The sequence below is a fragment of the Lacinutrix sp. YIN62 genome (assembly GCF_057219185.1).
On the sequence record NZ_JBXVVH010000010.1, the window covers coordinates 87,887 to 110,927 of the forward strand.

Below are 23,041 nucleotides of genomic sequence, written 5' to 3' on the forward strand. Positions count from 1 at the left end.
CATCTTCTTATTTATTTTAAAATTATACGCCATTTTAATTTTACAAAATCCCAATCGTATCCTTCTACTTTTCTTCTAGCAGACTGAATTATTGCAGTAACTTTTTCTGGGTTTTCTTTTAAAGTGATAATCGTTTTTACAAACTCTTCTGCTCTATTGGGGTGCACTAAAACCCCTTCTTTTTTATCTTTAATTAAAAACGGCATTCCTCCAACATTTGTTGATATAACAGGAAGGCCTAATGCCATGGCTTCAATAACACTTACCGGCATATTATCAAAATTTGTAGTATTAATAAACACATTGTAATTAACTGCCAAATTCACCCATTCTGCTTTCGATAATTTCCCTGTAAAAGACACCTGCAAATTAAGTGTTTTAGCATATTGTTTTGCTTTTTCTAAAGCGCCATCATTATCTGGTCCAACCATACATAACGAAGCGGCTATTTTTTGTTGTTTTAATTGATGCAAGATGGTTATAGCCAAATTAGGATTATATAGTTCTGAAAATGACCTTACCCAAAGCAATCTTATGGCATCCATTTTTTGGGGATTATATACATATTTTTCAATTTCAATAGCATTGGCAATACAGACTATGTTTCTATATCCGTACTTTTCAAATTCCGATTTAGTATATTCGGAAGGCGCGACATTTATGTACGCTTTAGAAAAGAGCCATTGACTAAGTTTAACATTATGTTTTAACCTATTAGGTAAATTTCCCCCATGAAGAATAGGTATATATTTCAATGATAATAGCCGACATAATTGACTGCATAAAAAAGCATAATAAAAATTTTGCGTACTGTAAGTATCTATTACGACATAGTCCGTTGTTTTAGCATATTTAACTATTGAGAATAACATATCTAATAACCGCAACAGCTTATTAGTCTTACTCGATGTTGTGTTTACAGTATAACCATCAGATTCCAATAACTTACTTAGTGTATCTATTGTGGTTATTGTTTTTCCTTTATGAGATAACTTATTGCCTATGTACAGGAGGTTTTTCATATTATAGTTTTATTTTAGAACCTGCTTTATTTTACCTCTAGAAGGCTTGTATACAATATGTAATAAGCATAAACCATATATAAACGATGGAGCTGCAATTCGCATTGAAGAATGATTAATCGTTAGAAACCAAAAAATATAACATGAGAAAAAGAAGATATTAGAGCGTTCTTTTATACGTAATAGTAAAGGCGTTAATAGCAAAATTAAAAAAGCAAAAAAACCGAACATACCATGTTCTGATAAAATACGGCTCACTTCATTGTGTGAAGCCGCTTCTATTCCTTGTACCTCTTGACGTAGTTCTTTTACCTTTCCTACACCGACTCCTAATATAGGATGCTGTAAAAAAGCTTCCCATTCAAAAGAAATTAAATGATTTCTTCCTGTAGACAAATCTTCTTTTACTCTACCTGCGGCATCTTGATTCGCATAGCGTTTATCTATAAACCCATCGGTTTGCGCAGAAGTAAAATTCCAAATTAAAAAAACGACTCCAAAGAATATGGCAAGTAGTTTCAATATTCTTTTTTTATTTTTTAAGGTTGATTTTAAATAATAACTGTATAAAAAAGCTATAATTATAATAACTCCTGTAATAGCACCGCCTCGACTAAAAGTAACCACACCTCTGTATCCCACTAAAGCCATTATAATTAGATTTAATATTTTTAAAAATAATGTCGGAGATTTTAAAAAGAAACGCGTTGCAAAAATAAAGACCCCAAACCCAAGAACGGTTGAAACTTGATTAGGTCCAAATCCGCCAGAGGTAGCGTAATTAGAATAAGTTCCAGTTACCACATCACGTATATCTGGATTATATAAGAACAAATATGTTGTCGTTGTTATTAATGGTAGTCCTATATATAACAGTATTTTATGGATATTTTTATATGAAATCTTTAGTTTATAACAAAAAAGGGCTACGATCCCTAAGCTTATAGGGCCACTTAAATTAAAGGCTATTGCTGTATGTAATATTGTGTTTTCTGTAATATTGAATCCCGTCATAAAAATACCAGGAACCAATAAAAACAAATATATAATATAAGGCAAGGCCCGTTTATTGAGTCTAATGGTAAAAAACCCTATTAAGCAATATACAATTAAAAGGTACTTTGACGTTTCATAAATCAAACTCCCGCCTGTCATTCGCAAAAACACCTCAACTCCAATAACATAACCACAGGCCTTTAGAATTTCTGTAGCGCGTAATGATCGTTTTGATTGAAATATTCGATACGTAAAGTAAATAAAAACACCCAACCAATACACCTTTGACATAATAGGCATTGCATATACTATAATTCCTATTAGAATATGTAATATTATGACTTGTATATAATTAAATGCTTTCAAATGTTATGTTATGCGCTTTTATACGTTTCTAAAATAGTTTCTATTTGTGCCTTAACTGAGTAATGTTTTTCTATATGTGCGTTGTAACGTAAAGCATGATCACTACTTAATTTTTTATTCTCAATATATAACAATATGGCTTTAGACAATGCTATTACGTTTTTAGACTCTACCATTAAACCACTAAAACGATCATTAATAACAGCTGCACAGTCTCCTACTTTTGTAGCGATTACTGGTAATCCTGATAAACCATATTCTAATAATGCAATGGGCAAGCCTTCCGATTTTGATGATAACACTGCAATATCACTTTGACTTAATATATTATAAACATCTGGTTTACTTCCATATACAAACACCTTTGAGTCTAATTTTAACTGGGTTATTTTTGCGCTTACCGTTTCAGCATATCTGTCGTTAAAATCTTTTCCTACACAATGTAATGTCCAATCTGGGTGGGATTTTTGCACCATTTTAAAAGCTTCCAACAACGTAAAATGGTCTTTTTGTGCTCTTAAATTTGCTAGATGAATTATCCGCTTTCCTGTTTCTCCTTTTAAATGTGTAATAGGGGTGCTTTTATTTTTTACAGCAAAATTAGGCAGGTAATTTACATTTTTACATTTCAATTTTATCTTAGCCCATTTTTCTAGCTCCTTATTAACGCTAAATATTTGAAAAAAATATTTTGAACAGAGCTTTAAAGCCTTTAATGGTCGCTTTTCTAGAAACTCACTATTCCCATAATGATCATGCCATACAATTTTTAGCTTTCTATTAAATAGTTTAATAATAGTTGCTAAGAAAAAAGAGGAAGAATGAGCATGAATAATATCTATTTTTTCATTTTTAATAAAAGTATTTAACTTTTGTATTGCTTTAATATCTAGCGTTTGTTTTTTATTTAAAAACAGATAATTTACGGCTTTATAAAGACTCTCTTTCAGTACCCCTTCTTCACGTGTAGCACATAGAAAAGACTGATCTATTTGAGATGATAATGCATTAGCAATATTTACAGCAACGCGTTCGGCGCCTCCTGTATGTAATGAATCTATTAGTTGTAAAACTCTCACTTTTTCTTCTCTTAACTTTTAATCAACTTAGCAATCTCACTTTCAAACAAATCTAAAGTATAGTATTGAGACCATTGCCGTCCTAATTTTGCTTTTATTGGTAAAGCTTCAATATTTTTAAGAGCAGCTGCTATACTAGTTACTGCTGACTCTAATTCTGGTGTTATTAAAAGCCCTCGTGCTCCATAATCCAACATATACGGTACACAAGAAATTCTAGTGACAATTGGAATAACGCCAAAAAACATTGCCTCTGCAACAACTTTAGGCCAACCTTCAGATTTTGAAGGCAATATTAAAAAATGTGCGTTTTTTAAAGCCTCTTTTATAATTTTTTTTTCTTGATTACCATGCAACGTAATGCTTTCTGTTAAGTTATTATCACTTATATATGCTGCTAGTTCATCGCTTAGAACGCCTTCTCCAAATAAATCTAAAGATACTTTATGCCCTCTTTTATGTAGTGCTTCTATAATTTTAATTGCTAATAGTGGCCGTTTTCCTTTTACCAAACTCCCTACAAAAACAAACTGCAACTTAGCTCTGTAATCTCTTACTATAGGTTCTTCAATTTCTGCATTATTAAATGTTGCTGTAAAAAAGGGTTTGATATTATGTGTTTGATCTTCCCAATCGCCATAAACCAAAACCTGCATATTCTTTGTTAATAATGTATTACTTAACAACCATTTTTGTAATTTATAACTTTTCGGCTGCTTTGCTTTCGGGTCCCAATTACCAGCATATTTTGCTGTTTTTACTGTCTTCGGAAAGAATATTTGAACAAAACACCCCAAAAGCCCAATATTCCCTGGGCAACGTAAATGAATATGATCTGCCTTAGACATTTCTTTCATTAATTTAAAAACAATAAGAGGAAGATATATAATACTCCTTAATATATTACGCAAAGAAGTAAAATTTAATGTTGGTAGTGCAACGACATTCGGTTGTTTTTTAAAGCTTGAGAGCAACAATTTTTGATCATATGATGTAGGAGATAAAATGATTGCTTCATCTATATATTTAAACCAAACATCCATTTCATTCACATAAGGGGCGTATGCAAAATACAAGTGCTTCTTTTTTAATGTTGGTGCATTGGTTATAACTAAAAAACGCATTAAATATAATCTTTTGATGTATTACTACTTATAATTGTTGCTGGTACTCCTAATACTGTTTTATTAGACTCTATAGAATCTACAACTAATGAATTAGCACCAACAACACAATTATCTCCAATAGTTATTTTCCCTGCAATTACCGCATTTACCCCCATATACACATTATCACCAATAATAGGCACTCCTCTTTTTTCACCTCTTCCACTTACGCCTATAGTAACACCTTGCGAAATATTACAGTTCGCTCCAATTACTGCAGATGCATTAATAATGATTCCTCCGAAGTGACCGATATAAAACCCGGCACCTATTTGAGCGCTATATGGTATTGAAATTCCCGTGATAATCTCTATCCATTTTTGCCAAAATACAGCTAACATAAGCAGTGGTTTTTGTATTATTTTAGGCAACTTACTCCTATATATACTATTAGATATTCTATATACACATAATGCCCACAAGCCCTGATTTGTAAGAATCAAAAGCACACTAGATTTACGCCCACTGTATTTCTTATATTTTTTTATATCTAAAAAAAACGTATTCATAATAATTTATTAAACCTTTTATCTAGCGTTCTACATTGGGTTTATTAACAAGTAAAGATAACCATCCTAAAACTCTTCCTATGCCCTCTGTAAACGCTTCCTTTTTTTGAGGCGTTGTTAAAACATTTGAAAATCGAATTACAGTTAATAAAAGAGCAGTAGCATTCCATTTTAATCTTGCTTTTAAGCTTGGTTTCGGATATTTAATGCGCCACACATACCAACCATTTCTTATTACCATTTTGCCATACTTATATTGGTTTGGTCGTCCTGAGGCATCGTGATAATGTGCCAATTGTGCATTGGTATTAATATAGAGATTTCCTAGCCTTGCCAATCGCAATGAAAAATCTGCATCTTCATATAATCCATAGCCTTCAAAATAAGTTGAAAATGATAAGGTCTTAAAAATTTCTGTTTTAAAAGAAGACACACCTCCCATAAGCTGCTCAACTTTATAAATTTTCCCAGATGGTGGTAAAAAACCAATAGATCTTCCATGTGAAAATGTTGGCAAAAAACCAGGTTTTTTATCTGGTAATAACCCAAATATTCGCCTTAATCTAAAACGGGAGGGTTCTGTTCTCATCCATTCCTCGTAATAAAATGCCTTCTTATCTTTTTTAGCTGTTACCAATTTCCATTTCACCTCATTCGTTATATAACCGCCCACGGCCAATGCATCTATATGTGTGTTATATGTATCTATTAACTTCTCAAAGTACGTTGGTGTTAACACAATATCATCATCTAAAAAACAAACAACCTCTGACGTTTCTGAAACTAAATTAATCCCATAATTACGCTGTTTGGTTAAGCCTCTATCACATTCATCAACTCTATAATAGTTTAAGTTTTTAAACTCATTATTTATTAAAATCTGTTTGGTCTCTAAATTTCTAGAACCATCTATAATTAAAATCTCATTTGGATATAAACTTTGCTTACCTACTGACTCTAACAACTTTAAGAGTGGTTTAGGCCGCATATAAGTACAGACAACTAAGGTAAATGTTTTAGTCATTTTTCTATTTTGCTTTATACCTGTTATATAAATTACTTAAAGTAGCAACATTCATTCTAGTGTGTTAGTATTCGTTTTCAATCTATTCAAAATAAGTGCTTTTTAGTAACTCTTTTTAGGCCTTTATACTAATGATTTTATAAAGCGTGTTGCTCTTGTAATTTTGTAGCCCACATCTGACTACATTTCCATCGTAATTTCATCTGCCTTATGTAACGCAATGGATGCTTTATATTCTGTTCTTTGTAAAACTTAATGAATAACACATATTTATAACCATTCATTTGAAATGTGTTATAGTGTTTTTTTGCAAATAGCATTACCGTTGGTGAAGGTTTGGGCGGTGTAACCTCATCATCCCATAACTGCTTCACTCTTGTCCTAAATCCTCCTATAGGCGCTTTTAAATGTGTTATTTTAATATCTGGAATATAAATAACATCTGTTCCTTGTTTACGAATTTGCATCCCAAAGTCCGAATCTTCACCAAAACCAAACTCAAATGCCATATCAAATCTCATCTTTTTAAAAACTGACGATTTCACGATACTTGTTCCAGATCCAAAGATCTCACTTTGAGTTTTATAAAAATGAATTTGCTTATCCTGTTTTTGTAAACATAATAAGTTAATCGCTTTTATATTATAATTCTCTATAATATGAAACGCTTTTTCTAATACATTTTTTTCAAACCGAATGTCGTCATCTGCAAAAAAAGTCCATTCACTCTCTACTTGATCTAAAGCTATATTTCGCGCATTACAAGCTCCTAATTGATGTGTAAAATGATGCTTAATCTGAAATGGCCACGTTTCATTTTGTATATAATCTAATGCGGTAACAGCATTTTCTTTAGGATTTTGCTCTACGATAATAATTCTTTTAGGGCGTAATGTTTGATTTGAAAGGTCTTTTAAAACATTATATAAACATTCTTTCCGTCCTAATGTTGGAATAATAACATCAATTTCTTTTATTATCTCACTTTCTTTTCTAGATGTTATAGGTAAATCTGATAGATCCATTTCTGACGTTAATTGACTAAGAAATAGACTTCTTAAAAAAGGTAATAATGGTATTCTTTTTTCAAAAAAAATAAAACACAATAATAAATTTATTATCCAAATGAATTTATAATGCTGTTTTACGAATTTAAACAGTAACAGTGTTGAATCTGGCTTTGTTTCTAATAATTGTACTGTTCCTTTATCTAATAATTGGGGCTCTGAGTAACAAAACAATCCTTTTGGCATTGCTCTTTTTGCTATTGAACACAATACGAAACTAAATTCTTTCCCTTTTTGGGTGTTCTGGTTTATCTTGTTTAACACCGTTGCGTGAACTCCCCCAATATCACCACTCATTAACCAGGTAGGAAAGCGTACCTTTCTGGAAACATTAGTGAACGGCTTTTGGTCTACATAGCCTATTCGTTCAGAAATAGTATATTGTTCCTTTACAGCATAGGAAGCCATTATTAATTTATGATGAAAAACAGTTTTTAAAATTGAAAAATCTATTCTATGTTCATAATCTTGATGTACCCATATTAAAAACTCTTCGGGGAAAGCCATTCCCATATCAAATAACGTCCTAGAGATTGTTTTTTGGGGATCGAAACGCATCTTCTTTTCCGTATCTGAAGCATACACATTCAAGACTTCAATATTGTTATGAACCAGTACTATCATTTCAAAACAGATTTATAATAGGCTATGTTTTGATCTGCATTTTTTTGTATATCAAAAGTGGTTTCTACTTTCTGTCTTGCAGCCTTCCCTAAGCTTTTACATAATTCCTCATCATTAAGCAGCTCTAAAATACGTGCTGCATATACCGCTATATCTGTTGGATGTACTAAATACCCATTTATACCATCATCTATAAGTTCTTGCGCCCATCCTATACTTGTATTCACTACTGGTTTTTGCAATGCCATGGATTCTATGGTAACCATCCCTAAGGTTTCGGCAAATGAAGGAAAAGTACATATATGGGCATTCTTAATATGCATTTTCACTTCTGAATATGGAATTTTACCTAAATACTTAGATTGCTGTTTTGCTTGTTCAGAAAACAAAGTTTCCATTAACGCATAAGTAGACGAGGCTCCTGTTTTAAAATCTGGAGCATCTCCTCCAATTAGCATTAATGTTGCTTCTGGGTTCTCGGCTACAACGCGATTAAAAATCGCTGCTAATTCTAAAACGCCTTTTTTTCTAATAATGGTTCCGATATAAAGTATCGTATTTTTATTAAATATTTCTGGAGTTTCATTTGCAAAATACTCTAATTGTAAGCCATAATGAATGGTTTTTATCTTCTTTTTATCTAACCCAAATATTTTTTGGGTCTCTACTCCCGCAAAAGTGGTTGGCGCAATATAGGCCGATGCCTTTTTTAATGCCATTTTTTCGAACACGAAATTCTTGAATTTTTGTCGCCTTTTATCGCGTTTACAAAAATAGGCATCACTCCCATGAAATCGAATAACCAGTGGTACTTTAAAGCGCATAAAAGCAGTTATCCCAGTCCAATCTGGCGCCTCTAAAATTTCTATACTCTTTTTTTTAACGACATTGCTTACATAATTTTGAATATGCATACGGTAGCGATACCAAGTAAAATACGCATAAGACTTGTGCGCTATAAGATGAATCTCGATACCTTCATCCATGAATATAGCATCCTCGTTTTGCTGATAAACAAACACAGTAACATCCACGTTCTTTTTCACTAAGGTTATAGCCAAATTTTTTATACTTGTTGCTATTCCTGCTACATAATTCACTCTAGGATGAGGATATTCGGGGGTTATAAAACCTATTTTCATCTGTTAGTATTAAAAATTATATATCAATTAACTATTTAGTAAAGTATCTATTGTTTTCCAAATCGTTTTAGAAGCTTCTGTTGGTGTTTTTCCTGCCACTATTTCAAACCACTTCAACCCCTCTATTACGTTTGATGTTTTTCCGTTTAATATATTATGAACAATAGCTTCTAAATCCTTTTTATCGGTACAAAATACAGCTGCCTCTTGACTTGGCATAGATCTAAAATGAACATACTTATAATTTTGTCCAATATCTCGAATGCCTTTTTTAAGCTGCGGCTGTTCATAATTATAATAAATACAAGGCTTGTTATGAGCTACAAAATCGAAAACAGTAGAAGAACAAACATTGGTTACAAACTCACTATGTTCGCAAACGTTATATAGCATTTTAAAATCTTCTTTTGCAGGCAATACTTGATTCCATTGCTCTCCAACTTGTTTCCATATTGGGTCTAAAACTGTAATAAGGTCTTTATTTGCTTCTATTACGGCATTATATCTTGAAGTAAAATCAACAGGACATTTTCTATAAATAATTCCTAAATTTTCTCCTTTTGCGTTTAAGCTTCTTACGACATTTGCTAAATCCTCCAAATAATACTGATCTAATGGAGAGGTTGTTTCATCATCACCCGAATAACAAATATATTTTTTATTTACATCCAAATGATGATCTTTAAAAAACGCGGCTCTAGATTGCAGCAAACTAGTATTGTAATGGGGTTCAAACTGAGGTGTTCCTGTAACAAAAACCTGTGCTTCTTTTACAAATGGATAATATTTTAAAATTTCACTTTTCATTAAATCGCTCCAGACAAAGTAATAATCGGTTTCTACCACTTGCATTGCTTTTGGTACATTATCCCATGAATATACGAATGCTACTGTTGGTATTCCTAAGTCTTTGGCAGCCAATAGTGCACTAATAGATTGTGTTGATCGTTGGGTGGTACAGAACACCATCTCGGGTTTGTGTGTTTCTAATTGCGCCTTGCAGTATTTATATTTTGAAGTAGAACGTTCTAAATCATTAATTTTTTTTCGCAAGCGCACAATCCCTTTTTCCGAAGCGTACATTCCAATTAAAGTTTTCACGTACAAACTTTTAAAAACATTCTTTATGCCATTATAATTAAATGGAAACTTATAGGTTGGATATACAGCATCGTTAAACTTATCTCTAGACACATTCAGTTCTACACGTTTTCTTGCTCTAGAATAAAGAGGAAGCAATTTATGTACTGTATGGTCTTTAATTTTCACTTCATTAAACCCTAAGTTTTCTTTTAGTGAAAAAATAGTGTTATTCCAATAATGAATATCAAATCCCATTTGCTCTCCAATATTTTTAAACTCTGTAAAAGCAAAATTTCTCAAACCTACGCCATCTGGAAAGAAAACAAATATTTTTTTTTTCATACCTTTTCCCCTATAAAATAAGGGCTTATTTATAGCTTATTTTTTAAATGGACAAACCGCCATTAATCCATCACATAATTCGTGAATAACCTTTGGATTTGGAAGCGATTCTTTTTTATCAAATGCTTTTTCAAGTGTTGTAAACGTCATTACCTCACTTGCTATTTCCGATTGATATGGTGTTATGTTTACCGACTCAAAATAATCTTGATACTTTATATCATCTCCAAACACATCGTTAGAAAACTTTTGCCATATTGCGGGTATTCCGTATGCATGTGATACAATAATTCCATGCAATGACGAAGACACGATGCGCTTACATTTTAAGAATTCATTTGTTGTTGTTTCAATATTATTAGTCATTAAATCTATAACTAATATAGAATCGTCATCTGTATACCATGCCTTTACTCTTTCAAAATCTTTGTAATGAGGAATGATACCTATAGTGTATTCTTTAGCTATCTCACGCGTATAATATCGAGGTAATAACAATGCGGGATCTCCATATACCTCTGGAACATTATACCCTTGTTCTAATAAATGTTTTCGTGTTTGAGGTCCACGTACCGCAAGAAATTCCGCCTTCTTAATTGCATAAGCTTTAGAAATAATACCACTACCCCAAACCACACACTTTTTATTTACATTTGTAAGAATACTTCCTATAGTCACATAAATTGGTGACAATAAATTGTATAATGAAAAATCGGATGGTTTGACCCAAACGACTTTCTTATCGGCTATTTTTTCAACCAAATATGCTCCTAGAAGGTCACCATAGTTTTCCTTTGATTTTCCTTGAAGCTTTATTTCATTCCACCAAAATAATCTAATGGTTTTAGATTGAAGCATGTTTTATACTTTTTGGTTTTTTAGTTTATCACGTTGTACTTGTTCTATAGGCAAAATATCTTGGCTTTTATAATCTAAAGCTTGATGAACGGCATTTAAATCTCTAGAGAGTTTGCGTAATCCCATTGGTTCTAATGAAGCCGCATGATCTGTTCCTTTCCAAGTGCGATCTATTGTATAGTGTCGTTCTATAATATTTGCGCCCAAAGTATAAGCTGCAACATCTACCGCGATACCTAAATGGTGCCCAGAAAAACCGATATGCTTTACATCGTCTTTATAATTTTCTAATAATAAGTTAATATCCAAAAGGCAGACATCTTGAAATGGCACTGGATATCCTGAAGTACAATTGTACAATACCAAATCCTTATTTCTATTATGCTTTTTAAATAAATTAACGAGAGCTTCTATTTCGTCCTTAGTTGTCATACCTGTTGAGATATGAAGTTCTCCTTTATAATTTTCGCATAACCATTCTAGCATTTTAACATTGTTATTACATGCGGAAGGTATTTTAATAAACTCAGGGGCTAATGAAGCAATCTCTTTTGCCGATGTTAAATCCCAAACAGAGGTTGAATAAGTAATCCCTATTTCTTCACAATAAGCCTTTAGTTCTTTATGTTGCTCTACATCAAACTCCAAAAATTCTCTATGTGCACCATAGGTATCGCCATAAGAATTTACGGGGTTAGGATGGGGCTGATTGTACTGCGCTTCTGTAAGTAATTCTTTATTATGTCTTTTTTGAAATTTTACAGCATCAACGTTACAAAATATCTTGGCTACTTTAATGAGCTCTTTTGCTATTGACATCTCTCCTTTATGGTTACAGCCAATTTCAGCTATTATGTAGGGCTTTTTGTAGGATTGCATAGTGTTATTATATATATTAAAATCTTTTATTGTAGTTCATTATAAATTGGCAGGCTTCGCGAATAGCACCTGCTCCTGAATTTTCAGACAATACTATGTCTGCATTCTGTTTTACTATTGGAGTGGCATTATTGGGAGCTAATGACCAACCAACACTACATATGTTCGTTAAGTCGTTAACATCGTCTCCAATGTAGGCAAAGTTATGCATAGACAGTTTATGCGTTTCTAAAATATGTTGTAGTAAACTGTATTTATCTTTTACTCCAAGGTATACATTCTTAAGGTTTAACTTTTGCATGCGTTTAGCAACCAATTCTGATTGTTCTGAAGTCATAACGATTACTTCAACATTAAACTGACGTAAAATTTCTAGTCCCATACCATCTCGCATATCAAAACGCTTAGTATGTTCTCCTTCTTTTGTGTAAGTGATAGTACCATCTGTAAACACTCCATCTACATCTAAGACTATGTGGGTAATCTTAGCTGATTTTTTAGTTCTTTTTTGACGTTCTATTAATAGCTGTTCAACTGCTATCCAGTCACTTTCTGAATCGATTTCTAATAGTGAATCTTCTGGCATTTTTACAGTAGCTACTGTATTACCCAATCTGTTTTTTGTTTGCTTCAAAGCGGTTTTAGTGGTTGCATAAACAGCTCCATTCTCTATTAATACGCCCTCAAAATCCTGACGTCTTGGCCTATGCATGGGGTCGTAATTGATTGGAGTTCCATTTTCATTCCATAAAAACCGGTGTGTATTCACTACGGTTAATGCTGAATCATAATCGCCTCCTAATCTTTCTAAACAGGCATTAATATCCTTTCTTTTTGTAAAAGGTGATGTTGCCTGAAGTAAACAAAACACATCGAAATCATAGTCTATCTTATGGCAAAACTCTAACATTGCCATTTCGGTAGATGCGGTGTCATTTGCACTTTCATCACTTCTTAACATTGCTTTTACCTTAGAGGTCCAATGGTATTCTTTGGTTATAAAATCTATAATATCTTGATCGTCTGTATAGACATATATTTCATCAAGACGAGAACTTATGGCTTCCCCTAAAACCCAAGTATATAATGGCCTTCCAACCATTTTACGTTTGTTTTTATTAGGAATGCCTTTTGAACCTTTACGTAGTGGAATAAAACCTATTTTCTTCATCTAAATCTAGTGGTCGGTAATCTATTATAATTTTGCTAAAATACATTTTTTAGCGATGAAACAACAAAAAAGCAGGACAAAAGGTAAAACTAATCAAAGCATTACATATTTACCGTTAGCATCTTTTTATTTATCAAACACAGAAAGTACTTTTCATTAATACTATCAACGCAAATCCGATTATGGCACTATTCTATGATAAGCTTTTAAAACACTATTTCTAATAGTACCGATTTCAAATTGAGGTTTTACTTCGGTTTGATTAATATGGTATGCCTCTTCTATTTTTTCAGGATTTAAAATCGCTTCTAAAATCAAGTTCTTGATCTGCTCAATATTATTACAGTTTTCTATTAGTAATCCATTTACATTATGAGAGATTATTTCAGCTGTGGCTCCTCCTGGGTTTGACTGAATTGGAAAAGCGCCTTGAGCAATGGCTTCTAATAATGTATTTGGCATTCCATCGGAATTACTATTTCCTATATACAATAACGATTCTCCCATTAATTTTAGAATAGTATTATGAGGCAGAAAATTACGTTTACTATATAGTTTCAAGTCTAGTTCTTTTAAAATATTTTCATTAGACACAAAGGTTTCAACGTCATCATCGGCTCCAAAAACTACAATTTTATAGGTTAATAGATTTTTACTCAATTGCCGTAATGCTTTTAGAACTTCTATACAACGCCCTGAACGCCCTTGATACCCTTTTACCAATATAATTTTCCGTTCTAAAACTGGGCTTTTAATATAGCTATCATATTTTGCATAATCATAACCTCCGCCTCCAGGGTAAGTTCCCAAAACCTCTCCTACGAATCCAAGAGATTTTGCTATTGTAACATCTCGTTTACAATCTGTAAATAAATAGTTTATTCGTGGCAACACTTTAATAATGTCCTGTTTGTATTTTTTAATAGTTCTAAAATAATACAAATCACTACCCCAAGAAGAATATCCCCATTTTAATGATTTGTGGCGTTGCATTATTTCAAAAATTGGGGTACATGCTATGTATAACACAAAACTATGGACCATATCGGGTTGAATTTCCAATAATTGCTGTTCAAAAGTTTTCGCTGTATCGTGTGCTATAATTTTTTCAAATTTTTTATATAATTTAGGAAGCCATTTCTTAAAAAAATATCGTCCCTTTAGTTTAGGGTATTTTTGTTTCCATCCATTTATTTTATGAACCCAAGATAATTTCTCTGTAGGCTTGCCATCTCTAATATCAAACCAATATACTTCATGACCAGAATCTTTAAGTTGCTCTGTCCAACGTAAAAAATGAATAGAATTCATTGATACCATCAAAATCTTCATCTGCTTTAGATTTACTTTTGCTTATCCTAATTATCTAATAACTTCGCCTCTTAGCTTTTATAGTTTCACAACCAATTTAATTTTTTCATTTTTAACATCATAACTATACTTATAAGCAGTATTTCTTAATGAATTAATAATACATTCTAACAGTCTATTATTTATGGTTTCAAAATCTAGAAATGAAATAGTCTTTTTCCCTAATAGCGATTTTAACTTTTGTTTTTGAGATTTATAATTTTTATGTCTATTTACCTCTACTGAAACTACCATCGCTTTTTCGGCTATAAGAACCCCATTTATAAATGCCAAAACCTCTCGGGTTTTATTAGATATTGAATAGTTTTGATCTATATTATTTAATGCTAGATACTCTTTTTTATTGTACACACCCCATTCAAAGTTAGTATTTGCTTTCACTCTTTGAGTCTGTTTCACAAATACTAAATAACTCGCATTTATTTGCTCTAATGTTGTATGAAAAGGTGCCAAATCATTTGTTTTTCTATAATGTTTAGGATGCCATTGGTGTAATAGTAGCGTTGTTTCAGAATAAAACTGTACAGGAATTCCTTTGTTATTAAAGCGTATATGTACATCTGTATCTTCACTTCCCCACCCATTATAATATTCGTCATATCCGTTTATAGCTTTCAACATTTCGGTATTATAAAGGGTCATACCTGTAGCATCTTTGTTCGATTTAAAATTAATTTTATAATCTTCAAAAGCATTTGTTTGCTTAGATTCTAACGCACTTAAAAACCCAACTTGAAAATAGACTGGAGTGGCCCCTTTTTTTAAGTGATATAGTTTTTCAACAAAATTAGGATGGTATAACATATCAACATCTCCAACAAAAAAATAAGGCGTTTTACATGGCTTTAAAACAATATTTATAGCTTTCGATTTACACCATAATTGCTGCGTTGTTTCACACCGTATTAAATCTACAAACGGATACGTATTTACAAGTGCTCTTAATTGCGTTTTATACTCTAAAATACTCCCATAGTCTACTAATACCGTTTGGAATTCTTTTTTTGTTTGATTAGCTAACGAATCTAAACAATTCTTAACCAATCTTAAATCGCGGTTCCTATATGTTAATACTATTGTAATCAAATGATGATATTTCTTATTTTTAATATATACTCCTCTCCAAATATCGAATAAAATTTATTTTTGTAGCAGCTATATCAAACACTTGGATTAAATATTTGGTTAGAAGCATTTTCAAATGTTTTATTTTTTAAATGATCTATTAAACGTCTTACTTTTAATTCAAATTTATAATCATCCTGCTCTAAATAATATACTAATTTATCGTCTATATATTGATTAAACATTTCTTTTCCAACTTCGTTAATTAATAATGTAGGAACGCCTAATTGAAAGGCTTCTATTAAACATCCAGAATAGTTAGTAATATGAAGTAATGCATTTGTTAAGGCTTCTGGTAAAGGTATATTAAAGGCATCTTGAATGGTTACTTTGTTATTAATTTGATTCGCTATTAAGAAGGTTTTTAACTCGCTTAAATTTAAATTATTTCTAGGATGTAATCGCAAAACCCAGTCATATTTCATTTGCTTAATTAACATAACCATTTTAGGTGTTAACAATGTTTCTACAGAGAATGGTGTTGTTTGTAAGCTATAAAAAATGGTATTTCTTTCGCCCTTATTTTTTTTATTACGCATCCAATACCCTATGTAAGGATGACCTACTACTTTAGATTTTACCACATTTGATTTTACAGCCCATTGCTCTATATTCTTTTTTGATTCTTCATCCCAATGCCAAAATTCTATAGGCATTGTATTATATCCGTTTTCAGGTATTTTATTCCAACTTGAAAAGGCTAAATGAACATTGGCTTGTGGCCCATGTTGAAAATCTATTGTTTTTATATTTAATTTATTTGCAGCGATTAAAGCGCCATATAAATCATCATAACCATAGTAACCCAAAAATATAATTTTAGATGGTTTTATATGACGATACATCTTTTTAAAAAATTTCTGACTAATTACTATTTTATCACTCCATTTTACAATATCGCTTTCAGATATTTTTAAAACATCTAACTTTACATTATATAAGCTTAGTTCTTGATAAAACAAATGATAATCCCTGAGGTTTTTTACAGTTGCATGCTGTCTTAATTTAGAAAGCACCTTATTTACAAGCTTATAATCTCCTAAATACTTATTTAAAGGAATAATAGATTTCTCATTATACAGAGGACTTTCTATCCTTTGATACTCTATTGTATAGATCTCATTTTCTAATTTATGATGCGCAACCATTGAATCATAAAATCTATTAAAATAAACTCCGTTTTGGAACACCCGATGAAAATGCGAACCAAAAAAAATAATTTTCTTTTGTTTCAATTTTAAAAAAAAACGAATCAAATTTAAGTGCGCCATTATTAATTCGCGCCCTTTTTTTAAAAAATAAAACCCCGTTTTCTTTTTTTTAGAGACTTGCGTTCGCTCATTTTTCACTTTTAATGAGTCTCCATTCATTAAAACCAAAAAATGAATATACAGTTTTATTCGGATATATGGCCAAATATCAATTCCGTTTACAGCCCATGCATCAACAGGGTATTTTTGTTCTAAACTAAGAATTATTTCTTTTATTTTTTTTTGTGTATACATTAAAAATAGAGTCTCATTCTATATTTAAAAACGGTTTTAAACATTCATTTTTTAGATATACCTTCCTTTAATCTTGAATTATTTTTCCGTTTTGTTCTAATTCCCATTTACCATCTAAATAGGTTACAATATTCACGCCCAATGGGATTCTCCCTGTTCCGTATATATCATTTTCTAAAACACTAAAAGACATACATTCTTCTAGTATTTCCAATGTATCATTATTTTCCGCTAACTGTAACGTTAACAAATAGCTTCCAGGCATTAACCTTAGATTTGGAATCGCAACTTGCATTTTAAAATCATTCGTTACTGAAAAAATACGAGCTGTCATCTCATTAGATCTTAATATCGCAGCTTTAGTACCATTTATTGTTTTTATAATAAACGTAATTCGAACCCGTTCCATTTTTCTAAAACTACTAATACTTATCTTTATTAGTAATGGCTCCCCCATTAATAAACTACTCGAATGTATTTTTTCTTTATTTAAGATTTCGACTTTTCTTATATACGCAGACTTTTCTTTTTTCCCAAAATCTAACTGCCCTGTGTTTTGAAAACTATTACTCTTTAAATAATGATTAACTGCTGCTTCAGAACTCCCATAAAAACTTACTTCGCCATTTTCTAATACAATCCCTTTAGTACATAAACTTTTTACTGCTGCCATATTATGACTTACAAATAAAACAGTACGACCTTGCCCTCTAGAAATATCTTGCATCTTACCTATAGCCTTCTTTTGAAATTCCACATCACCTACAGCCAATACCTCATCGATAACCAATATTTCAGGCTCTAAAAAAGCGGCTACAGCAAATGCCAAACGGACCGTCATTCCTGAAGAATACCGCTTAACAGGTGTATCTATATAACGTTCACACCCTGAAAAAGCTATAATTTCCTCTATTTTTGAACGCACCTCTTTTTTGGTCATTCCCAAAATAGCTCCATTTAAAAACACATTTTCGCGCCCCGTCATTTCACTATGAAACCCTGTTCCTACTTCCAATAAAGAAGCGATACGTCCTTTGGTTTTTATTGCTCCTGTTGTGGGACCAGTAACTTTAGATAGTATTTTTAAAAGTGTAGACTTTCCTGCTCCATTTTTACCAATAATACCTAAGACTCCACCTTTTTCGACTTCAAAATTAATATTCTTTAAAGCCCATACATAATCAGATTTTCCTTTCTTACTACGGTCATTACGTTCCCCGACTTTTAAATAGGGGTCTTCTTTACCTCTTATTTTATTCCACCAACGGTTTAAATCATGGCTAATGGTACCTGTACCAACAACACCTAATCGGTATTGTTTAGAAATATTTTCGGCTTTTAAAATAATATTGTTTTCCATTATATAGTATCTATAAAGCTTTTTTCTGTTTTATTAAAAACAACGAGTCCTATTAAAAAGATTATAACACTTATAATGCTCGCATATAGAAACTTATTTATAGAGAAATCGCCAACTCCAAGTGTCATATATCTAAACAATTCTACAATTGTAGTCATCGGGTTATATTCTATAAAAAATCCCACAAATTCGGGAATTACAGCTTCTTCAACTTTTTTTCTTATTAATTCTATAGGATACATCACTGCAGACCCATACATTAATAATTGCACTCCAAAAGTGACCAAAAATGTTAGATCTCTATATTTTGTAGTCATAGAAGAAATGACCATACCAAATCCTAAACCTAATAGTCCCATTAATAGAACTAAAACAGGTAATAACACGAGTGCTAATTGCGGTTGTATACTACCACCTTGTCTTGTAAAAAAGATAAAATAAATGTAAAAACTAACAAATACCAACAGTTGAATTCCAAACTTGATTAAATTAGAAAACACTATAGACATTGGCATAATTACCCTTGGAAAATAGACCTTTCCAAAAATATTTTGATTTTTTTTAAACGTATCACTTGTCCCTTTTAAGCATTCGCTAAAATAATTCCATGAGGTTATTCCTGCTAAATTAAATAAGAACGGCGGCATACCATCTCCTGTTTTAATATCTGCAATATTATTAAAAATTAGAGTAAATATAAGGGAGGTGAATAACGGTTGAATAAGATACCATAAAGGCCCTAAAACGGTTTGTTTATACAAGGTTATAACGTCGCGCTTTACAAACAGAAATAATAAATCACGGTAACGCCAAATTTCGTTAAAATTTAAATCAACCATTTTCTGTTTTGGAGAAATGGTATACAACCAATCGTTAGTTATTTTTTTACTCAATTGTATTCTTTTTAAAGTAATCCCATGTTTTTATCAAGCCTTCTCGAACCGAAAACTCTGGATTGTATCCCAACTGCTGTATGGCTTTATCGATATTAGCTAAAGAGTCTCTAACATCTCCCATTCTACTAGGCCCATAAATTGGTTCTATATTTTTTTTAGCTGATGCATTTAAAACAGTCCATAAATAGTTTACACTTATACGCTCATTGCACGCGATATTGTATACTTGATTTCCAGCACCTTTAGAAGCAAAAAAACTTTTAATATTTGCTTGAACAGCATTCTCTACATACGTAAAATCTCTGGTTTGCTCTCCATCTCCATTTATTGTAGCAGGCTCTCCTTTTCTTATAGCTTCCATAAACAATGGAATAACAGCAGCGTAAGCCCCTTTGGGACTTTGTTTAGGACCAAAAATATTAAAATAGCGCAACCCAATAACATCTGTATTATATGTTTTACCAAAGACATCTGCATACAATTCGTTGACGTATTTTGTAATAGCATATGGAGACAAAGGCTTGCCGATAACCGTTTCTATTTTAGGTAGGCTTTTACTATCTCCATAAGTAGAACTTGATGCAGCGTAAACCATTCGTTTTACCGTAGTACTCTCTTTTAATGCAATCATCATATTCAAAAACCCTGAAATATTTACTGCATTGGTAGTTGCGGGATCACTTATAGAGCGTGGCACAGAACCTAATGCTGCCTGGTGGCTCACATAGTCTATTCCTTTCATTGCATCAATACAGGTTTTTAAATCTCTAATATCTCCTTCTATAAGTTCAAAATTAGAATGTGACATATAGGGCGCTATATTAGCCTTATAACCATTAGAAAAATTATCTAATACTCTAACTTTACCGGCTCCTGAATTTAAAAGATATTCAACTATATTAGATCCTATAAACCCAGCACCTCCCGTTATTAGAAAGCTTAATTCTGATACATTTACATTATGGTACATTTTACTTTGTATTAAAAATTACCCTATTTTAAAAATAGATTTTAAACGCAATAATAACGATTTCTGTTCCTTTTCATTCTCATGATATCCATTACCATAAGCGCCATAACCGTAACCATAGCCATAACCGTAGCCATAACCATAACCGTATTTTCCTTTTTGATCGTAATAATTGTATATAAAGCTTAAATTACGAATCTCCTCTTTTTTATATTTATCATTAACCAGAGTTAACATGCCTTTTTTTGTATAGTCTTGTCGTACAACATAAAGCGATGCATCTACATAATCCATAAGCTCTAAAGCATCTGAGACTAAACCTAATGGTGGTGTATCTAAAACAATATAATCATATTTTTCCTTTAATTCTGCCATAAAAGCCCCCATTGTTTCTCCTATAAGTAACTCTGATGGATTTGGAGGAATTGGCCCTGATGTAATAACATCTAAATTAGTTATTTTAGTTTGCTGAATGACTTCATTTATTTTTTTTTGCCCAATTAAATAATTAACTGCTCCAACTTCATTTTTAACATCAAAATCTCCAAAAATCTTTGGTTTTCTTAAATCCAACCCAACTAACACTGTCTTTTTCCCGCTTAAAGCAAAGACTGTAGCTATATTTATTGAACAAAATGTTTTACCTTCTCCACTTACAGAAGAAGTAAGCATTACTGTTTTTGTTCCATCCAAATTATGCTTTTTGTACATATATTGCAAACTAGACCTAATAGCCCTAAAAGCTTCAGCTATAGTCGATTTTGGTTTCGTATGCACAACGAGACTATTGTCTATTATATTCTTACCCACAACCCCTAGTAAAGGAATTGTTGAAAGGGTTTCTAAATCTTGGGGGTTATGAAGTTTTGTGTCTAAAAAAGTAATTAAAAATGCTAGTAATAATGGCGGCATAAAACCACCTATAATAGCAAATATATAACGGGAACTTAATTTTAAATCAATAGCTTTTCCTTCCGTATCTTTTGCAGGATCGATAACTAATATATCTGAAACGTTAGCTGCTTTAATTATATTTGCTTCACTTCGTTTTGCTAAATACACATTATAATTCTCTTCATTTAATGTATATTGCCGTTTTATGTTTAATAGTTTTTGCTCATTTTTAGGAAGCTTACTAAATTTAGATTCTGTTTGCCCTATTTTAGAAGCTGTCAATTTCAATTCACGCTTCAACCCATTTGTTGCAGAGCTAATGTTTTCTAGTAACACCGTTTTAATCCCTTCTATCTGTCTATCTAAATCCCTAAAAATGGAAGCATCACTTCTAACTGTAGATCCATATTTAGCCTTTTGCACAGACAATGCATTTATATTAGAAATATTAGTTAAGATATTTACATCGTCTACACCTGCTATTGAAGGCGCTGGTACATCTGTAAAACTTTTACTCGTTTCTAGATAGGTTTTTAAACTTTCATAATACGCTAATTTTCTATTAACATTATCTTTTTCCAATTCAAGTTCAGATAGTTTAGCCCCCAAAAGAATACTTTCCTCATCTAAATTATAAATTTTATTTTTCTCTCTATAATTATTTAAAGAATCCGCATTTAATGTCAAATCTGCTTTGACCCGATCTAATTGCTCATCGATAAAATTAATAGTATTGGTTACAAACTGATTCTTTCTATCTAATTGATTTTCACTTACCAAACGAACAGTCTCATTCAAATAATCTACAATCTTAGCTTTGTTCACCCCTTTTAGGCTTAAATTTAAAATAGCAGAATTCCTAGGGTTTTCAATAGACAATCGGTCCCGATAATGCCCAACAACACCATCAAAATTATTGAATTGAATAAAATACTCGTCACCAGCATTGACCCCTCTATTTTTTTTCAAATCCAGAGTTCCTTTTATAAATGGTAAGTCAATATACTCTCCTAAAGTATAGGTATAGGACTGCTCTCCAATACTAACATCTATTGTTTTCTTCGCTTTTGTTGTATAATTTTGCGCAGGCATTAAATTGGATGAGAAATCAACATTTAATTTATATTTATTATCCGCTAAAAAAGTAATCTTAATAGGGTAATTAATCACTTGATATTCCCCTGCGGCTAGACTGAATCTAAATGGCGAAGCTTTATAAATGTCGTCTTTCCTAAACCGGGATTCCTTTAAATAACCAATGTAAAATTTAAGATTATCTACAACTTTTTCATGATTAGATCTAGACTTTAAATTCGTTATGATTGTTTTTACTTTACCAGAAACACCTCCCCAATTAAATGTTAAACTTGTATTAGAAGTAAATAAAGGATTCTTATCATCCTCTACCGATATTTGTGTACTTAACCGATAAGATTGTTGTGTCCTTATATTTTGCTGGTAAACAATAAAAATACCAATACCAATACACAGCACAAACAACTTCCAATAGCTCAAGGATTTAAACAAAAAAGCTTTTATATTAAATGCAGATTGTGATTCTGAAATTTCGAACTCATCATTCATAAACAGAC

The 23,041-nt window shown here is 31.7% G+C and carries 19 protein-coding genes; all 19 read right to left on the minus strand.

The genetic code is table 11. From position 1 onward, the window contains the following. Positions 1-11: 11 nt before the first annotated feature. The gene (locus AC2D8I_RS08560) at positions 12-1,022 is read right to left on the minus strand and encodes a glycosyltransferase family 4 protein (protein ID WP_484705584.1); all 1,011 of its coding nucleotides are present in this window, start codon (positions 1,020-1,022) and stop codon (positions 12-14) included. 9 nt (positions 1,023-1,031) lie between these two features. Beyond that, positions 1,032-2,384, minus strand: coding sequence for an O-antigen ligase family protein (locus AC2D8I_RS08565; RefSeq protein WP_484705585.1), 1,353 nt, complete (start codon positions 2,382-2,384; stop codon positions 1,032-1,034). An 8-nt stretch (positions 2,385-2,392) separates the two neighbouring features. Continuing rightward, entirely contained in the window at positions 2,393-3,463 is a 1,071-nt protein-coding gene (locus AC2D8I_RS08570) for a glycosyltransferase (RefSeq protein WP_484705586.1), read from the minus strand. A gap of 11 nt (positions 3,464-3,474) precedes the next feature. After that, positions 3,475-4,587, minus strand: coding sequence for a glycosyltransferase (locus tag AC2D8I_RS08575; protein ID WP_484705587.1), 1,113 nt, complete (start codon positions 4,585-4,587; stop codon positions 3,475-3,477). Next, a complete protein-coding gene (locus AC2D8I_RS08580) occupies positions 4,587-5,138 on the minus strand; it encodes a serine O-acetyltransferase (RefSeq protein WP_484705588.1) in 552 nt (183 codons plus the stop codon). The genes AC2D8I_RS08575 and AC2D8I_RS08580 overlap by 1 nt, the downstream gene beginning before the upstream one ends. A gap of 22 nt (positions 5,139-5,160) precedes the next feature. Continuing rightward, positions 5,161-6,162 carry a glycosyltransferase family 2 protein gene (locus AC2D8I_RS08585; RefSeq protein ID WP_484705589.1) on the minus strand — a complete coding sequence of 334 codons (1,002 nt, stop codon included), beginning with the start codon at positions 6,160-6,162 and terminating at the stop codon, positions 5,161-5,163. Positions 6,163-6,299: 137 nt separating this feature from the next. Further along, positions 6,300-7,853: a glycosyltransferase family 2 protein gene (locus AC2D8I_RS08590; protein ID WP_484705590.1), complete on the minus strand. Its 1,554-nt coding sequence runs from the start codon at positions 7,851-7,853 to the stop codon at positions 6,300-6,302. Then, positions 7,850-8,995, minus strand: coding sequence for a glycosyltransferase family 4 protein (locus tag AC2D8I_RS08595; RefSeq protein WP_484705591.1), 1,146 nt, complete (start codon positions 8,993-8,995; stop codon positions 7,850-7,852). Before AC2D8I_RS08595 ends, AC2D8I_RS08590 begins: the two co-directional genes overlap by 4 nt. 27 nt (positions 8,996-9,022) lie before the next feature. Beyond that, positions 9,023-10,420: a UDP-glycosyltransferase gene (locus AC2D8I_RS08600; protein WP_484705592.1), complete on the minus strand. Its 1,398-nt coding sequence runs from the start codon at positions 10,418-10,420 to the stop codon at positions 9,023-9,025. Between the two features lie 36 nt (positions 10,421-10,456). Beyond that, a complete protein-coding gene (locus AC2D8I_RS08605) occupies positions 10,457-11,278 on the minus strand; it encodes a polysaccharide pyruvyl transferase family protein (protein ID WP_484705593.1) in 822 nt (273 codons plus the stop codon). Positions 11,279-11,281: 3 nt separating this feature from the next. Further along, the gene (locus AC2D8I_RS08610) at positions 11,282-12,157 is read right to left on the minus strand and encodes an N-acetylneuraminate synthase family protein (RefSeq protein WP_484705594.1); all 876 of its coding nucleotides are present in this window, start codon (positions 12,155-12,157) and stop codon (positions 11,282-11,284) included. 16 nt (positions 12,158-12,173) lie between these two features. Beyond that, a complete protein-coding gene (locus AC2D8I_RS08615; RefSeq protein ID WP_484705595.1) occupies positions 12,174-13,328 on the minus strand; it encodes a cytidylyltransferase domain-containing protein in 1,155 nt (384 codons plus the stop codon). Positions 13,329-13,508: 180 nt separating this feature from the next. Then, on the minus strand, positions 13,509-14,660 hold the full coding sequence (locus AC2D8I_RS08620) for a glycosyltransferase (protein ID WP_484705596.1): 1,152 nt from the start codon (positions 14,658-14,660) through the stop codon (positions 13,509-13,511). 57 nt (positions 14,661-14,717) lie between these two features. Then, complete coding sequence (locus AC2D8I_RS08625) at positions 14,718-15,785, minus strand: glycosyltransferase family 2 protein (protein WP_484705597.1); 1,068 nt, start codon at positions 15,783-15,785, stop codon at positions 14,718-14,720. A 74-nt stretch (positions 15,786-15,859) separates the two neighbouring features. Then, positions 15,860-17,329, minus strand: a complete 1,470-nt coding sequence (locus AC2D8I_RS08630) for a hypothetical protein (protein WP_484705598.1) — start codon at positions 17,327-17,329, stop codon at positions 15,860-15,862. A gap of 67 nt (positions 17,330-17,396) precedes the next feature. After that, entirely contained in the window at positions 17,397-18,689 is a 1,293-nt protein-coding gene (locus AC2D8I_RS08635) for an ABC transporter ATP-binding protein (RefSeq protein ID WP_484705599.1), read from the minus strand. Next, positions 18,689-19,582 (minus strand): ABC transporter permease, encoded by an 894-nt coding sequence (locus tag AC2D8I_RS08640; RefSeq protein ID WP_484705600.1) that lies wholly within the window; start codon positions 19,580-19,582, stop codon positions 18,689-18,691. The genes AC2D8I_RS08635 and AC2D8I_RS08640 overlap by 1 nt, the downstream gene beginning before the upstream one ends. Beyond that, positions 19,575-20,555 (minus strand): SDR family oxidoreductase, encoded by a 981-nt coding sequence (locus AC2D8I_RS08645; RefSeq protein ID WP_484705601.1) that lies wholly within the window; start codon positions 20,553-20,555, stop codon positions 19,575-19,577. The genes AC2D8I_RS08640 and AC2D8I_RS08645 overlap by 8 nt, the downstream gene beginning before the upstream one ends. A gap of 18 nt (positions 20,556-20,573) precedes the next feature. Next, entirely contained in the window at positions 20,574-23,033 is a 2,460-nt protein-coding gene (locus AC2D8I_RS08650; RefSeq protein WP_484705602.1) for an exopolysaccharide transport family protein, read from the minus strand. Between the last annotated feature and the right edge of the window lie 8 nt (positions 23,034-23,041).

Excerpts from the sequence above, each read along its gene's own strand:
- AC2D8I_RS08630 (WP_484705598.1), bottom strand. The coding sequence starts at position 17,329 with ATGTATACACAAAAAAAAATAAAAGAAATAATTCTTAGTTTAGAACAA.
- AC2D8I_RS08595 (WP_484705591.1), bottom strand. The coding sequence starts at position 8,995 with ATGAAAATAGGTTTTATAACCCCCGAATATCCTCATCCTAGAGTGAAT.
- AC2D8I_RS08575 (WP_484705587.1), bottom strand. The coding sequence starts at position 4,587 with ATGCGTTTTTTAGTTATAACCAATGCACCAACATTAAAAAAGAAGCAC.
- AC2D8I_RS08605 (WP_484705593.1), bottom strand. The coding sequence starts at position 11,278 with ATGCTTCAATCTAAAACCATTAGATTATTTTGGTGGAATGAAATAAAG.
- AC2D8I_RS08580 (WP_484705588.1), bottom strand. The coding sequence starts at position 5,138 with ATGAATACGTTTTTTTTAGATATAAAAAAATATAAGAAATACAGTGGG.
- AC2D8I_RS08610 (WP_484705594.1), bottom strand. The coding sequence starts at position 12,157 with ATGCAATCCTACAAAAAGCCCTACATAATAGCTGAAATTGGCTGTAAC.
- AC2D8I_RS08635 (WP_484705599.1), bottom strand. The coding sequence starts at position 18,689 with ATGGAAAACAATATTATTTTAAAAGCCGAAAATATTTCTAAACAATAC.
- AC2D8I_RS08645 (WP_484705601.1), bottom strand. The coding sequence starts at position 20,555 with ATGTACCATAATGTAAATGTATCAGAATTAAGCTTTCTAATAACGGGA.
- AC2D8I_RS08600 (WP_484705592.1), bottom strand. The coding sequence starts at position 10,420 with ATGAAAAAAAAAATATTTGTTTTCTTTCCAGATGGCGTAGGTTTGAGA.
- AC2D8I_RS08590 (WP_484705590.1), bottom strand. The coding sequence starts at position 7,853 with ATGATAGTACTGGTTCATAACAATATTGAAGTCTTGAATGTGTATGCT.
- AC2D8I_RS08650 (WP_484705602.1), bottom strand. The coding sequence starts at position 23,033 with ATGAATGATGAGTTCGAAATTTCAGAATCACAATCTGCATTTAATATA.
- AC2D8I_RS08585 (WP_484705589.1), bottom strand. The coding sequence starts at position 6,162 with ATGACTAAAACATTTACCTTAGTTGTCTGTACTTATATGCGGCCTAAA.
- AC2D8I_RS08620 (WP_484705596.1), bottom strand. The coding sequence starts at position 14,660 with ATGAAGATTTTGATGGTATCAATGAATTCTATTCATTTTTTACGTTGG.
- AC2D8I_RS08615 (WP_484705595.1), bottom strand. The coding sequence starts at position 13,328 with ATGAAGAAAATAGGTTTTATTCCACTACGTAAAGGTTCAAAAGGCATT.
- AC2D8I_RS08560 (WP_484705584.1), bottom strand. The coding sequence starts at position 1,022 with ATGAAAAACCTCCTGTACATAGGCAATAAGTTATCTCATAAAGGAAAA.